The sequence below is a fragment of the candidate division Zixibacteria bacterium HGW-Zixibacteria-1 genome (assembly GCA_002838945.1).
Classification (GTDB): Bacteria; Zixibacteria; MSB-5A5; order GN15; family PGXB01; genus PGXB01.
This window is the reverse complement of sequence record PGXB01000022.1, coordinates 1-14,867: the sequence shown is the minus strand read 5'-3', so window position 1 is coordinate 14,867 and position 14,867 is coordinate 1. Positions and strand designations below refer to the sequence as shown.

The 14,867-nt window shown below is 49.8% G+C and carries 11 protein-coding genes; 2 read left to right on the top strand and 9 right to left on the bottom strand.

The features are described 5' to 3' along the window. Positions 1-21 precede the first annotated feature (21 nt). From CVT49_09485 to CVT49_09455, 7 genes are all read right to left on the bottom strand, one after another. On the bottom strand, positions 22-1,101 hold the full coding sequence (locus tag CVT49_09485) for a hypothetical protein (GenBank protein PKK83229.1): 1,080 nt from the start codon (positions 1,099-1,101) through the stop codon (positions 22-24). 365 nt (positions 1,102-1,466) lie between these two features. After that, positions 1,467-4,535: a CusA/CzcA family heavy metal efflux RND transporter gene (locus tag CVT49_09480; GenBank protein PKK83228.1), complete on the bottom strand. Its 3,069-nt coding sequence runs from the start codon at positions 4,533-4,535 to the stop codon at positions 1,467-1,469. A gap of 8 nt (positions 4,536-4,543) precedes the next feature. Then, positions 4,544-6,136 carry a hypothetical protein gene (locus CVT49_09475; GenBank protein ID PKK83227.1) on the bottom strand — a complete coding sequence of 531 codons (1,593 nt, stop codon included), beginning with the start codon at positions 6,134-6,136 and terminating at the stop codon, positions 4,544-4,546. 67 nt (positions 6,137-6,203) lie between these two features. Next, positions 6,204-6,542: a hypothetical protein gene (locus CVT49_09470; GenBank protein PKK83226.1), complete on the bottom strand. Its 339-nt coding sequence runs from the start codon at positions 6,540-6,542 to the stop codon at positions 6,204-6,206. 201 nt (positions 6,543-6,743) lie between these two features. Beyond that, complete coding sequence (locus CVT49_09465) at positions 6,744-9,311, bottom strand: hypothetical protein (GenBank protein PKK83225.1); 2,568 nt, start codon at positions 9,309-9,311, stop codon at positions 6,744-6,746. Beyond that, positions 9,289-9,906, bottom strand: coding sequence for a hypothetical protein (locus CVT49_09460; protein PKK83224.1), 618 nt, complete (start codon positions 9,904-9,906; stop codon positions 9,289-9,291). Before CVT49_09460 ends, CVT49_09465 begins: the two co-directional genes overlap by 23 nt. A gap of 25 nt (positions 9,907-9,931) precedes the next feature. After that, positions 9,932-12,091, bottom strand: coding sequence for a hypothetical protein (locus tag CVT49_09455; protein PKK83223.1), 2,160 nt, complete (start codon positions 12,089-12,091; stop codon positions 9,932-9,934). 314 nt (positions 12,092-12,405) lie between these two features. Here CVT49_09455 and CVT49_09450 point away from each other — a divergent pair, with 314 nt between their 5' ends. Both CVT49_09450 and CVT49_09445 read left to right on the top strand, forming a co-directional pair. Further along, a complete protein-coding gene (locus CVT49_09450) occupies positions 12,406-13,263 on the top strand; it encodes a hypothetical protein (protein ID PKK83222.1) in 858 nt (285 codons plus the stop codon). 33 nt (positions 13,264-13,296) lie between these two features. Then, the gene (locus tag CVT49_09445; protein PKK83221.1) at positions 13,297-13,647 is read left to right on the top strand and encodes a cupin domain-containing protein; all 351 of its coding nucleotides are present in this window, start codon (positions 13,297-13,299) and stop codon (positions 13,645-13,647) included. Between the two features lie 30 nt (positions 13,648-13,677). Here the strand turns inward: CVT49_09445 and CVT49_09440 are convergent, their stop codons facing one another. Continuing rightward, the gene (locus tag CVT49_09440) at positions 13,678-14,037 is read right to left on the bottom strand and encodes a hypothetical protein (protein PKK83220.1); all 360 of its coding nucleotides are present in this window, start codon (positions 14,035-14,037) and stop codon (positions 13,678-13,680) included. Positions 14,038-14,228: 191 nt separating this feature from the next. Beyond that, positions 14,229-14,741: a hypothetical protein gene (locus CVT49_09435; GenBank protein PKK83219.1), complete on the bottom strand. Its 513-nt coding sequence runs from the start codon at positions 14,739-14,741 to the stop codon at positions 14,229-14,231. Positions 14,742-14,867 lie beyond the last annotated feature (126 nt).

Genomic DNA, 14,867 nt, shown 5'->3' with positions numbered 1-14,867 from the left:
AGGATTGATGCAAATAATTGATTATTTATAGCTCCACTCGGCGATGTAATTGATGCTGTCGCCGCCCGCGACATTGAATTCGCCACCGCCGTAGAGCTTACCGTTCCAGACTTCGAATTCGAGGATTCTATTATTTGTTCCGCCACCGACCTCAGACCAGGAGGAGCCGTTCCAGGACGCGACTTTATTGGCAGCGACACCGCCGGCCTCCGAAAACAATCCGGCGGCAATCAGTTTGCCGTTAAAAACGCTCAGCGCATATACGGATTGATCCATTCCGGCTCCCAGCGGCGACCAGGAGGAACCATCCCAGGCCGCAATGTAGTCGGTACTGACTCCTCCGGCATGTATGAAAGAGCCGCCGACAACCAGCTTGTCGTTATATACAATCGTTGCCCAAGGGTCATTGTCCACGCCCGAACCCAGAGGCGCCCAGTTGGTTCCATCCCATGAAGCGATTCCATCAGCCGCGGTACCGCCGGCCGAAGTAAAATATCCGCTGGCAATCAACTTGCCGTCGTACACTTCCAGTCCCCAGACAACCCCGTTCACGCCTGATCCGACAGTTGACCAGTTTGTCCCATCCCAGGCGGCGATGTAGTCGGCGGCGAGTCCGCCGGCGAATCTAAAATTTCCGCCCACAATCAGCTTGTCATCATATATGGCCATGGCATAGACATCAGGGCCGGTCATGCCGGTTCCCAAAGAAGCCCAGGCAGAGCCATCCCAGGACGCAATTCTATTGGCGGCTACACCGCCGGCTACGGTGAATCCACCCCCGGCATACAGCTTGCCATTATAGACTTCAACTACGTTGACCACGTTGTCACACCCGGAACCGAGAGTTGACCATTTGAAACCGTCCCAGGCGGCCATGTTATGTGCCGTGGAGTCACCGGCAGCGGAGAACCATCCGCCCACGATTAATTTGTTGTTGTACTCTGTAAGTGCCGCGACCGAGCCATTTGTCCCCGACCCGAGCGGGCGCCAGGCCCATTTGCCGGAAGGGCCGGTCGGATCATCCGAGCAAGCCGAGAAGATCAGGCCGAGAATCAACATGATACCAAGCACTCCGGCCGGAAAGAACCATGATTTTTTCATTTGAGACCTCTCCAGATTATATTATTTGTGCATAATCACTCCGGCGCGGTGAATGTTTCATTGCATCGACCCATTATCAGATTGCCGGAGACCGCCTCACACCAGATATTCGCACACCGCATTATTCATCGATAACTAAGGTGTCGATGAATAAGTGACTAATTAATAACTCTTAAATATAACGAGATATAAAAAAATAGCAAAGGGCAAATTTGAAATATCAGCAGTCGAATATTTTTTTATTCCATTTCTTTATTGCAGTGAGGCGGCAAAATACAATTGCCGTGCAAGAACTTGCACGGCAATTTCACAAAGCCGGGAATATTTTTCTCTACCGAAATCAGCCTGTTCGACCTAAACCGAAATTATAGTTCCGCCTCCGTGCGGCGGCCAAATGTTACATACAAAGCCGGCAGGACTATCAGTGTAAGTGCCGTGGAGGTCAGAATTCCGCCGACAACAACGGTGGCAAGAGGTCGCTGAACCTCGGCGCCGACACCGGTCGATATCGCCATCGGGACAAATCCAAGCGCCGCCACCAAAGCGGTCATGAACACCGGCCTGAGTCTGACAAGGGCGCTTTCTTTTACGGCCGTGGTAATATCCATGCCGTCGGATCGCATGCGTTTGATGGAGGAAACAAGCACCAGGCCGTTCAGGACGGCAATACCGAAAAGGGCTATGAAGCCGACACCGGCGGAAATCGAAAAAGGCATTCCTCGAAACGCGAGGATGACAACACCACCAAGAGCGGCGAGCGGAATTCCCGAAAATATAAGCAAGGCATCCCGCACGGACTTGTACGTCCAGTAGAGCAATCCGAAGATCAGCAGCAGAGCGATAGGAACGACGATGGCAAGCCGGACGCGCGCTCTTTCGAGATTTTCGAATTCTCCGCCGAGGCGGATGAAATACTCCGAAGGCAGTTCGATATCGGTTTCGATTCGGTCCCGCAGTTCATTGACGAATGATCCCATATCCCGATCACGAACATTGCACTGAATCACGATGCGCCGCTTGCTCCATTCCCGAGTGATTGTCGCCGGTCCCTCATCGAGAGTACTCGACGTAACCCGATCAAGTCCGACCAGGCTTCCGGTGGGTGATCGAAGGAGTATCCGGTCGATATCTTCCGGACCGGCAAGAAGAGTCGTATCGATTCGTACCACCAGGTCGATTCTCTTCTGGCCCTCGAACACATCGCCCACAATAATCCCGCCGATACTTTCCACGGCCGTAAGGACATCACGTGCCGTGAGCCCGAACCGGGCCAGGCGCTGTCGGTCGACCGATATTTGCGCCTGTGGCTGCCCTGTCAGTTGTTCCACCGATACATCGGAACTTCCCGGTATCCTTTCGACGAGGGCGGCGATCTCTTCCGCTTTCTCCTCGAGGATCTTCAGATCATCGCCGAACAGCTTGATACCGATATCGGAGCGTATTCCGGCAATCATTTCATTCACGCGCATTTCGATCGGCTGGGTAAAAATCCGATTCTGGCCCGGGAGATCGGCCAGTTCGCCGTCAATGGCGGCGACCAGCTCTTGCTGGTTCGATGCTTTTGTCCATTGCGACCGAGGTTTGAGTGAGATGAACATATCGGAAAGCTCAAGACCCATGGGATCGGTTGACAGTTCGGCGGTGCCGGTCCGGGTCCATACATGCGAAATTTCATCGGGAAATTTTTCCAGCAGGTTTTTCTCGATGATGGTATTGTATTTCACGGATTCATCGATTGATATACCGGCGAGGCGGACAAAATTGATCACGACCGTTCCTTCACTCAACCGTGGTACGAACTCGGATCCCAGTTGAGTAAAGAGCAGGATACCCCCGGCCACGAGTGCTAAAGTGGTTGCAAGAACGGCTTTGCTGTGTTTAATCGCCGCATTGAGCACGGGTTGATAAGCTGTTCTCAGCCATCCCACAAATATCGGCTCGCGTTCGCGGATTCGTTTGGTAAGAAAAGTGCCGATGAGGGCGGGGAGGACGGTAAATGACAGAATCAATGACCCGGTGAGTACAAACACAACCGTCAGGGCCATCGGACGGAAAAGTTTTCCTTCGACGCCCTGCAGTGTCAAAATCGGCAGGTAAACAATGATGATGATCAATTCGCCGAACAGGGTCGGTTTGCGTACTTCGAGAATGGCATCCCGAATAACCTGAAGGCGGTCGCGCCCGGATGTATCATGCGAAAGCCGGCGGACGGCATTCTCGACCTGTATGACGGCGTTATCCACCGCCAGCCCGAAGTCGATGGCGCCGAGGCTCATGAGGCTTCCTGCAATACCCACGCGGGACATCATGTCGAAAGCAAACATCATTGACAATGGAATTGCCGATGTCACGATCAGTCCGGCGCGGAGATTTCCCAGGAAGACGAATAAGACGGCAATAACAAGCAAAGCACCGTACAACAGATTATGCTCGACGGTTCTCAGCACCTTGCTGACCAGAGTGGTTCGTTCATAAACGGGGACGGCCTTGATATTGTCCGGCAAGTTTTGCTGCACTTCGGCGAGACGGGTGGAGAGTCTTTCGGTAATTTCCGCGGGGTTTTCACCGGTGATCAGGAATCCGAGGCCCAGAACGGCTTCACCCTGTCCATTGTACGTTGCGGCACCGCGCCGGATTTCATGACTGATGACCACTTCCGCAATGTTGCTGACCGTAACAGGGACGCCTTCGGGACTAACAAGGACAATATTTTTTATCTGTTCTATCGATTCTACCGTTCCCACGCCTCGGATGATGGTCATTTCTCCACCCCGGACAACCTGCCCGCCGGGGACGTTACCAAGATCGCGGCGGATGGTCTCGACGACCTCATTGATTGATAAACCGTATCCGGCTATTCGATCCGGATCGAAAAGAATCATGTACTGTCTTACGAATCCGCCCCAGCTGTTCACCTCGGCAACTCCCGGCACGGCCTGAAGCTGCGGTTTGACGATCCAGTCCTGGGCGGTGCGGGCGGTGGTTTCATCGGCGGATTGCGCAATGACTATATAATGGAAAACTTCTCCCAAACCGGTGGAGACCGGTCCGAGCTGCGGGGCGCCGATACCTTCGGGGAGATCGACGGCCAGAAGGCGCTCGCTCACCTGCTGACGGGCCAGATACAAATCGATCCCATCATCGAAAATCGTCGTGACCTGACACAGCCCGTACTTGGTGACGGATCGGACCTCCGTCAAACCGGAAAGGCCGGTGAGGACCTGCTCCAGTGGATATGAGACCAGGCGTTCAAGGTCCTCGGGCGCCCAGCCCGGGGCGGCGACGTTTACCTGGACAAGGACCGGTGTTGTATCCGGAAAGGCATCGAAGGGGAGATGCCAGAGTGCCAGGAGGCCGACAAGGCATAGCAAACCGGCCAGCGCCAGGGTGACATACCTGTACCGCAGCGTGAATTCAACAAGATGTCTAATCATCATGCACCTCAGCCGACCGGATCAAGACCGCAGCAGCCGGCGCCGATGCTTGATTTTTTCAATTCGGTTTTCAAAAGAAAGGCTCCGTCAACCACAACTTCCTCACCCGGCCGCAAGCCGTCGGTTACCTGATAGTAAGGACCATCGCCATCGAGCAGCTGCACCTTGCGGGGGCGGTACCGATCCTGAGTTTCCTTTATAAAAACCACATTGCAGCAACCTTCCCACTGCACGGCATCCTTCGGAACGAGGGAGACGACACGATCGGTTGCGTGCAATATTTTCGCCCGGCCGAATTCACCGGCATGCAGCGCGTGATCGGGATCAATGACTTTGGCACGGACCGTCCCCATTCTGGTGTGAGTATCCAAAAAGCGCGAGACCCAGATAATCTCACCGCCGATCCGATCAATACCATTGCCGTCGGAACTGAATGTAAGCTGGTCGCCGATTCTGACATCCTTGATCTGCTCCTCGGTCAACCGGGCCTCGATCCACATCGATCTCGGATCGGCGACAATAGCAAATACCTTTCCGGCGTCGATCAATTCGCCGAGCCGGGCGATGCGTTCGACCACCAGGCCGTCTGAGGGAGAGCGCATGATAAATTGATTGGATAAGCCGCCGAATTTTATCACCTCATCGATATCGCTCTCCGATAATCCCGCCGATAGCAGCATTCCCCTGGTGCCGATATATTCGGCCCGCGCCTGTTCCGCCGCGGACTCCTGACGGTCCAGTTCGGCCCTGCTTATTAAATCCCTTTCATTCATATACTGATGGCGCTCGAGTTCTTTCCGCTCCACCTCGTAACGGGCGTGCATTGCAACCAGCGATGATTTCAACTGAGCTATTTCGGGTGAATTAAGAATGGCGAGTTTATCACCTTTATATACGACATCACCGGCCGAAATCAACCAGCGGGAAACCAGAGCCTGAACGGTGGAAGCAATAACGGTCACTCCGGTTTCATCAAAGACTATTTCCGCCGGAGCATTTATTGCCGATTCATAATGTGCCGATTGTACCGCCTGCACCTTGATTCCGGCCCGTTCGGCAGTGACAGCCGAGGCAAATTGAATAAGGGCGTCGTTGGTGGCACATACCGCTGCATTGGGTCGAAAATTCAGCGATATTTCAATACCGTTACCCGAAAATTCAGGCTCCTGCGTTATTAATATTTCCTCCTGCGGAAATTTGATTCCGGGGTTGCATAGCCTGCAATGCGATTCGGGGACGCCGTGGCCCTCGCACCAATTGCCGGATGCCCTGAATTTTGCCTCAAGGGCGGGGTTGCACTTGGTGCATTCCGATTCCGGTACGGAATGTTCGGTGCACCAGTTCGAAATCTCAGTTTCGCCGGCTCCTGCAGAAACAGCCTGCCCGTGTTCGCCGGGGGCATGGCTATGCCCTTCATGGCCCGTTTCGGCTCCGGCTGCATCGGCGTGGATATCCGACTGGCCGGAATTGCAGCCGGTTATCAAAAATGCCCCGGTTACCATTAAACTAATAAAAATGTATCTCAAACAGGATCTCATTACCAAACCTCCAGAATTAATCGCATTTACAAAAATTAATCTTCCGAATAACAGCCTGAACATGGCCGCCAGTTCGGTTCCAGTTTTGTTTCTGGAATTTAGGGGCCGGCTGATGCCGGCGTAATGGATATTACGAGATATTTCGGGGAGGATGATCTATGCCGGTGGAGAGAATATTAAGGCGCTGTGGTGACGGTAAAGGGATGTGCCATCCATATACATGATCTATATGACGGAAATCAGGGCCGCTGTCCGACAGCATGTGAAGAGTCGGCGAGCAGGTGACGCAGTCGCTGCAGTCCTCGCAGATATTTTCGCAGGCCCGGTCATAATGCCCCGATAAAAAATCGCACGAGGCCGCGAAAATGACAAGAAATACCAGTCCCAGTATTGCCGCCGCTTTAACGGGACTGATGCCTGCTAATTGACTTATGGCTGCTTTCATTATCTTATATACCATCAAAACCATCAGACGTTCCGGACAAAATGAATTTCGAATAATATACCAAAAAACTCCTGATTGTCAACCTCATCTTTTTATGTATCTGTCGTTCGAACAATATTTGTGAGAAAAGGTAGGGTCGAGGATTCATCTTTGTCATTAGGGGGCAAGAAATTATGGTGAGCAGGCGATTTCGGAGAGGAGCGGCGCGGATGGCATTGAATTCCGCTATGCGTCGGCCTGAGACCTGGCCATTCTTTGTCGATCCGCCTCCAATGTCGTTCTGACAGCCTTACCCAGCGATTCGAAGCCAAAAGGTTTCCTGACATAGGTGCTTGCCCCCAGATTAAGCATTGTCTGGACCCGGTCGGTGGCTGAATATCCACTCACCACGATGGTAGGCTGATTAGGTTTGAATTTCAGAATTTCCTGAAATGTATCAAGGCCGTCAAACCCGTCTTCCATTATCATATCAAGGGCTACCAGATCGACCTCGTGGGTTTTCAAGAAATCCACGCCGGCATGACCATTTTGGGCGGTGAAGACAGTATAACCCATGTTTTCCAGCATTTCCCTGGATATATCGCGCTGTTCCGCCGAATCATCGACAACAAGAATTGTCTCGTTCCCGGCTACACCGACGGCACCATCATCTGCGGGTGTTTTGGAATCGGATATTTTTTCTTCAGTTGAAAATGGGAAATACAGAACAAATTCGGTACCCTTAGTATATTCCGAGCTGATATCATAATAACCCTTGTGATCCTTCACAATTCCGTAAACCACACTCAGTCCGAGGCCGCTGCCACTGTGGCCCATGACTTTTTTCGAAAAGTATGGCTCAAAGATTTTATGCATATCCTCAGGGGCAATTCCAGCCCCGCTGTCCTTGACTCGAAGCGCCATATAATCACGCAGTTCAATCTCCATCCCGGTGTATTCCAGTCTGTTGATGCGTATTTTTTCCGTCGAGACCGTTATTGTTCCATCATTTGTAATAGCTTCAAATGCATTGTGCACCAGGTTCATGAGGACTTTTTCCAGATGAAGTTTTGAACCGAATATTGATGAATCATCGGCGGTTAATGAGACCAAGACATCGATCTCGGGCTTTTTCTTCGCCAGTTGCATAAAAGAAAGAGAATCAAAATAGCTTTTTAAAACATCATTTAGCTTGATATGTGTCATTTCATAACGGCCTCTTCTTGCAAGGGCCAGCAAATCTTGAATAACATCGGCGGCACTTCCCGCTGACGCTGCGATGCGTTCAATCTTTTTGCGGACCTTATCATCAGTAAGATCGCTTTTCAGCAGTAACTCCGCATATCCAACGACCGGTCCGAGCATATTATTAAGATCATGGGCCACTCCCCCGGCAAGAACCGCCAGCGATTCCATCCGCTCGGCCTTCTCCAGGCGCTCGTTCAATATCCGCTGCTCCTTTTCCATTTCGCGCCGCTGCGATTCAGCGAATACCTGGGCAATCTGAGCCGATATTTCATCCGCGAATTTGATTTCATCCGAATGCCAGTGGCGTATCGGGCCGATATGTTCACAGCAGACAATTCCGATAAATTCGCCTGATATTCTGATTGAAGCGTCCATCATTGAAGTAATTCCGAAGGGAATGAGGTAGGCGTCCGCAAATTCATTGGTCGAAACAGCAGTCCTGGCATCATCACAGGCCAGGACACGGTCGTGCGAAAGGTGTGAAAAATATCGCGGCGCAGATGCCCTTGGAATTACCATGCTATTGGAATGGCCATCGGCCGCTCGATCGTAGAGATCGATGCATTTAATCTGCTCCTGATTGTTTTCGAACAGCCAGATGCCGACTCTTTCCACATTGAGGGAGTGCGAGCAGATTTCCGTTATCGCCCTTGCGGCAAGTTCAAAAGGCTGTTTCGTGATACGATCATCCGTAGTCATTTCGGCAATTGCCGTTCGCTGCAATTGAACCCTGATCAAACGCTGGGTGCGTTCAAATTCGTTCTTTTTGCGATCTTCAATTTCCTTTTCCAGCTGTTTGGTTCGTTCACGCACTCTGAATTCGAGCTGGTCGCGGGAATCGGCCAGTTCGGTGAAGACCGCCCGCAATCTGCTTTGCATGGCATTAAAAGACTGACCAAGCGTCAAAAAATCAGGATGGAGATCAGCGATATCGATGGGATGGAGGGTGTCGCTGCTTTTGACGCGAACCGCCGCGGTCTCGAATGTCCTTATCGGACGCAGTATCCTTCTGGCGGCAATCCTGGCGACTGTTATGGATGCGATCAGAAGCGCGATTGCCAGAATTATGACAAATATGAAGGTGTCGGCGGCTGATGATTTTTCTTCGTCCTGACGGACAACAATATATACTTTGCCGAGGTACGTATCCATATGTACAATCGGCCTGAGGGCCAGGTGAAATTGATCTCGTAATTCACAAGATTCATTATCTTTCAAAAATTCGGTATCAAGTTGCCTCTCAAGAGTGCTGTCAACGATAATCGAATGGATCAGCGAGGCGGTGCTATCATATACGATCACGGCACGGATATCACCGTCGCGGAACAGGGAACCGACCACGTCTGCGATATAATCACGATCATCAAACTCCAGTCCGGGGACAAGATTGGCGGCTGTAATGGTGGCCACGCTCTGCGCTTTGTCGTCCAGATTATCATGCATCTGCCTCTTGAGGGCAAAATAGGAAGATAATCCCAGGGTTGCGGACACGGAGATTACCGCTACCGTCACAAGAATAGTTATCTGGATCTGAAGCGACCATTTATTCACTATGTAAGTCACCATTTTTGTATACCTTACATATTTTCAGAAGGTGGGCGCTGTATTGCGTCTGTTCCATTCGTGAGGAGGAAATATCGATGAGTATATGCGCCCCGTCTCTATCCGAAATTACACTGACCGACACGCCGTCAACAAGCAATGCGGGGTCAAGTGCAAATGTCGATACATGATTCGACCGGCAGGCCTCCACGACTTCGCGCGTTTCCTGCCGCTTGAGATTAGTGAGAACGGTGATGCGATACTGATCTTTCGAATCATTCTTGAGGGAGTCCTTCAGCTCCGGAATGGAGACGAATACCGGTCTTACCGGAATATCATGGACCTTCAACGGCCCGGTCGAGTGAATAAAATCCTGCAGTTCGGCCGCCTGCTCGAAAGATTCGGAAACGGATTTATCACTGACTATATAAACAACAATCTTTGAAATACTATCCCGATTGAAACACTGGTCGTACGTAATAATCTTCAGAAACAGCGGCAGAGCCAGCTTTGGCGGTACCGCATCCTTACTGACGGCCGCGGCACAGTCAGAAAATAATGCCGGATACGCAACCGCGATTATTAAAAATATCAATATGAGCGACTTAAAAGTTGTCATTTTCTTTTTTATCCGGACGGCGGGGCTATATTCCTATGCTGGATTCCAGTCTGATATAAAGAGATCGACCGGTACCCTGAATGCTTCTCGAGGGAGCGTAGTCGTAACTGAAAGGAATAGGGTTGTCTCGATTAAGAAGGTTTTTTATACCGACAGTCATGGCGGTACCCCGGATAATGTTTGTGCCGCAGAGGGACATGTCAATCGTCAACATTTCCGGTATTTGACTGCCGTCCCACGTATAGCGGTGAGCGATATAAGAGACGCGTACCGAGGCATTGAGTCGCTCCGGAACGAGTTGATAATTCAATCCGGCATTTCCAAGCCACCGCGGGGAATTAAACTGTCTGGATATGGCCGATTCTTCGGTGGAAGAGACTTCCTGGTAGGTTATGCCGGCCAATCCGCTGAGCCTGTAAACACTTTTTCGCCTGATTGTTAGTTCGGCCGACCGGATTTGTCTCCGACCTATATTATGGAACTGCGATATTTCATCCAGAAAATCGCCGCCGGGGTGGTCCGGATCAGAACTATCCACAATTGTCTGGACAATCTGATTTGTGACGCGGCTGTAATTGGCCGCAATGTCCAGATACAGCCCATGAGGCAGCGAGTGCGAAGCGACAACTTCATAATTTGTGATTAATTCCGGTTTGAGATCGGGGTTTGCCGCATAGAATGTCCCGTCGGTAAAGGTTAATTCATAAAAACTCGGCGACTTGAATCCACGACCCACAATCAATTTGTAAGTGCCCGCGGAGTACGGCGTATAAACCAGGGCTGCCTTTGGCATGGCTTTGCCAGTGGTATAGGTGTAGTGGTTGAGATGAAGACCGCCCACTATCTTGAGATGATTCCCGAAAGAATAATCATTCTGGATGTACAAATTATAAATCCGACCTTTGTTTTCGACGGATTCCTTCGGAATGACATTTTCACTTATTATTTCACCGCTCCGGTCGGTCTCGCCGGATTCATGTCGGATGGTATGGAACTGAACTTCGGCCCCGGCAATTATGTCATATGACGGTGTGACCGAGATATGGACCTGAGATGATGCTGTCATCGCCCGGTCATGTTCCCAGTCCTGCCAGATAGGCCCCGGTGAGTAATATCCATCGGGGTCGGCGACGCCGTAATTGTAAAGAATATAATCGACCCAAGTGTAGTGATCGTATCCGAGGCTGGCCTTCCAGTCGATAGTCGAAGAAAACTGGTGTTTAAATCCCAGGTCGATATTGATCTTCTGTTCCTTGAATTTATTTTCACTCCGGTTGAACACCGAACCCCACATTGAATGGGCAATTCCGGTATTCATTTTCGCCACGTGAACCATGGCATACAATCCGTGATAATTAAGTGTACTATAAAGAGAGTATTTATCGAGAGTATTCTTTTTGTCCGCCCACCCCTCGGTAAAGGAACCGGAATCAAGATAATACTGATTATACCCGTCGGCATCCAGGGCAAACATACTGGAATCGGCAAAGTCGCTGAATTCCGGAAAATACAGTTTATTCCCTTCCTGGTCGGACAGTGATCCGGTGACAAGGAAAGAAAGATCGGGGTTGACCTTCTGTGACAGACTCAGGCTGATTGTTCTTATATCAAGTTCCGATGAGTACTTCGTAGCCACCGTCAAATTTTCTTCATCGGGATTTTTTGATATAAGATTGATCAGGCCGTAGAAGGCATTGCTTCCGTAAAGAGATGATGAGGGACCCTTGACCACTTCTATCCGATCAATATTATCGATGTCCAGCCCGATATTGTCTATTGAGCTGGTCCCGCCGTATTGTTCGCATGTCGGTCGGCCATCGATTAAAACGAGCACGTGACTGTTCCAGTCACCGTACTCGGAAACACCCCTGATGCCTATCTGAGATAATGAATAGTCGTTGGTGATGTATAAACCGGGCGCCAAAGAAAGCGCTTCACCGATATTCTGGCACCCAAAATTTTCGATCATATCTCGTGTAATGACGAAAACATTGGCTGGCGTCTCTTCCAGTCTTTCGGCCTTCTTCGAAGCGGAGACGACAATGTCATCAAGCAGCCGGTCGAGATCCATGTCGGCTATATCTATGCCATCACCGGCCAAACCTGCGAGCGGCAAGGCCAGCAGCAGAATGATTATCGTAACGGTAATATTTTTGGATAGTTGCAAGGGCAAGAAGTCTCGCATATGTAATCCCCTTTGGTCTCTCTATGTGGTTTGTTAGTAATACAATTATCGTCACTTTTTCCCAAAAGCACATAAACCGGATGGAGTTGCGACTGCTTTTATTGCACCAAAATTGCTCTTTTGCAGACTCAGGAGTGAGAAGTGAAGGCGGCCGGGGATTTGCCCCGGTGATTGCAAACGGCTGTCTTACAGCAAATTAAGATTGCACTGATTAAGCCTCGTCCCGGAACAAACCTTCAAGCTTGACAATGCAGCCAGCCGATCATTATTATTAAAAAGTTCACTAAATTATATTTTGTCGGCCATTTTTCGATATGTCTGCGTCGGGAAAGATGGCAGGGGAGGAGCTTACTATGAAGGGCAAATTCAACTACAAGTCGTTTCTTATGGTGTTTCTATTTCTGATTTTGCTCCTGCGAATTCACGTCGGTGCCGAAGAACTTTCCGAGAGTTTCCAGATGATACGCACCGGTCCCGGACTCACTTTGCACAAGGAACTGTTCATGCTGCCGTTCACTTATTCCGACGAGTACAACAAGGCCCGGACCGAGGCGGTCTTTCAGGTTAGCGCCAAACACCGCCTTTTTAATTCCCGAATATATTTCGGTTATACGCAGATATCATTCTGGCAGGCTTATGACCACAATAATTCGGCCCCGTTTCGGGAGACGAATTACAACCCGGAATTGTTTTACCGGACACAGCGTTTCGCTTTTTCTTCCGGTGAAGTCGGCGCCGATGTGGGTTTCGAGCATGAATCGAACGGCCAGAAACCGCCGATATCGCGAAGCTGGAACCTGATATACATTTCGCCGTATTATTTCGATTCCAATGTGCTTTTGTACCTCAAACTGCGATACCGGATTCCCGAAGATGAAAAAGAATACCCTGACGCGGCAGTGGGTGATGACAACCCCGATATCACCGATTATCTCGGATACACCGACTTGCACCTGTTTTATAAGTTTCTCAATTATCAATCCATCCATATTACGCTTCGGGGGAGCATCAGTACCGGCAAAGGGTACATCAGCCTGATGTACAGTCTCCCGGTGCCGAAGAGTAAAACAAGTTTCATGTGCGTACGAGTCTCGCACGGCTACGGTGAGAGCCTGGTCGATTACAAAAAAGAGCTGACCCGAGTCGGGTTCGGTATCATGTTCAGCCGCTGATGATCGAGATGAAATAAAAGAGGGAGCAGAATTATGCAGGTTATTCGAATCAAAGATGGCGAACGTTATGAGCCGGAAAAGGACTGGAAACGAATCAGTCTCTGCAGTCAGGCCGATATATCGATAGAGCATTTTATCAAACCGCCCAAACATCAATCGCCCGAGCACAATCATCCCAATGCGCAGGTGCTGGTTGTCCTGAAGGGGAAGATTGTAGTTACCGGGCCATCCGAAGAGTATGAACTTGGCGAGGGCGACACGATTTATATCCCCGGTGATGAGATGCATGTGGTCAAGAATCCGCTCGATGAGATTTCGATCGGTCTTGATATCTTTGTCCCCGGCCGCTCCTTCGATTTCTGGCTGAAGAGGAAGAAGGGGTAAAAAGCACCGTGAACGAATGATCGTTAATTTTTAGCAGGCAGGAGTCCGGAGACTCCGTGCCCTACCGTGGCTGGAGTTTACACGAAATTGGCTTTGTTTTTGCTTTTTTAAAAAAATTGAGTGTCCATTCCCCGGCAATGGATGAATAGGCATAAATAGGGCAGGGTCCGATATTCCACCATTGGCGGAATGAGTGATCCTGCCTATTTCCTGATCGTCGTTGCGAGGAGCGAAGCCGAGCCGCCGGGCGAGGATGAGCGAAGTGGCAATCTCATCACATTTTGGCGTAATTGTTGTCTTCATGTCAGAAGCGGCGTGATTGCCACGCTTCGATATGCGCGTTTGGCGCATCTCTCCGCTCGCAACGACGTGTAAGAACAAATTTTTCAATAGACACTCCTCTATAAGACCCCCTCATGACCGATTTACCATCAAAGTGGTGGTAAAATTGCAGATAATTTGGAAACAGGGATGGGCTAAATGTTCACGAAATATGGTTTAAGAAACCCGGAGCGGAACTCCGGGGCACGGCGGCCCAATAATTTGTTAACCAAATAGATGGTTGGATGATTGGTGGATTGTCAGCGTCCGCAACATTTTTTGAATTTTTTACCAGAACCACATGCACATGGCTCATTCCTACCTTGCTGTCGAACTGCTTTCTTTTGCTTTTTATCGATCATGGCATCAGGATTATCCTGTGACATCCACTTTTTCATTTCCTCAGTATAGTCTATAGTGACTGGTGGCTTAGGGTCGTATTTTACTGGCTCACCACCATGTTTGGCATGGAAAATCTGATCGAACACTTCTGAATAACTATGATTTAATGTCAAGCGATCGTATTTTAACTCAAACATATAATCGAATGTTCCATGAGAAATCAGATAACCAGCATATTCTAACTCATCTTCAGCAGTCACCCGACCGTGCATCTTCTCTCGGCCATCAAGATATTCGCAAAGCCTTATTGGATTCCAACCAAAATAGGAAAATGCATCAAGCAATGAATCTAAATCTAGAATATTAACACATAGAGGATATGGGGCTTTAGATTCTTTTTCTAATAGGAGTGATAAATCTGTCGCTAACATTCCGTAATTATCTCTGGTAATGCAGATACTGTGAAGTTCCCCCGATTTAGTGGACACGGAGAAAGGATACTATTATTATGATTCTTTCTCATCCTGAGTCCCGAAGGACAGGAGGTGTTCAGATGT

What these genes read in the sequence shown, in the direction of transcription:
- CVT49_09485 (PKK83229.1), bottom strand. Translation starts at nt 1,101, where the DNA reads ATGAAAAAATCATGGTTCTTTCCGGCCGGAGTGCTTGGTATCATGTTG.
- CVT49_09480 (PKK83228.1), bottom strand. Translation starts at nt 4,535, where the DNA reads ATGATTAGACATCTTGTTGAATTCACGCTGCGGTACAGGTATGTCACC.
- CVT49_09475 (PKK83227.1), bottom strand. Translation starts at nt 6,136, where the DNA reads ATGTTCAGGCTGTTATTCGGAAGATTAATTTTTGTAAATGCGATTAAT.
- CVT49_09470 (PKK83226.1), bottom strand. Translation starts at nt 6,542, where the DNA reads ATGGTTTTGATGGTATATAAGATAATGAAAGCAGCCATAAGTCAATTA.
- CVT49_09465 (PKK83225.1), bottom strand. Translation starts at nt 9,311, where the DNA reads ATGGTGACTTACATAGTGAATAAATGGTCGCTTCAGATCCAGATAACT.
- CVT49_09460 (PKK83224.1), bottom strand. Translation starts at nt 9,906, where the DNA reads ATGACAACTTTTAAGTCGCTCATATTGATATTTTTAATAATCGCGGTT.
- CVT49_09455 (PKK83223.1), bottom strand. Translation starts at nt 12,091, where the DNA reads ATGCGAGACTTCTTGCCCTTGCAACTATCCAAAAATATTACCGTTACG.
- CVT49_09450 (PKK83222.1), top strand. Translation starts at nt 12,406, where the DNA reads ATGTCTGCGTCGGGAAAGATGGCAGGGGAGGAGCTTACTATGAAGGGC.
- CVT49_09445 (PKK83221.1), top strand. Translation starts at nt 13,297, where the DNA reads ATGCAGGTTATTCGAATCAAAGATGGCGAACGTTATGAGCCGGAAAAG.
- CVT49_09435 (PKK83219.1), bottom strand. Translation starts at nt 14,741, where the DNA reads ATGTTAGCGACAGATTTATCACTCCTATTAGAAAAAGAATCTAAAGCC.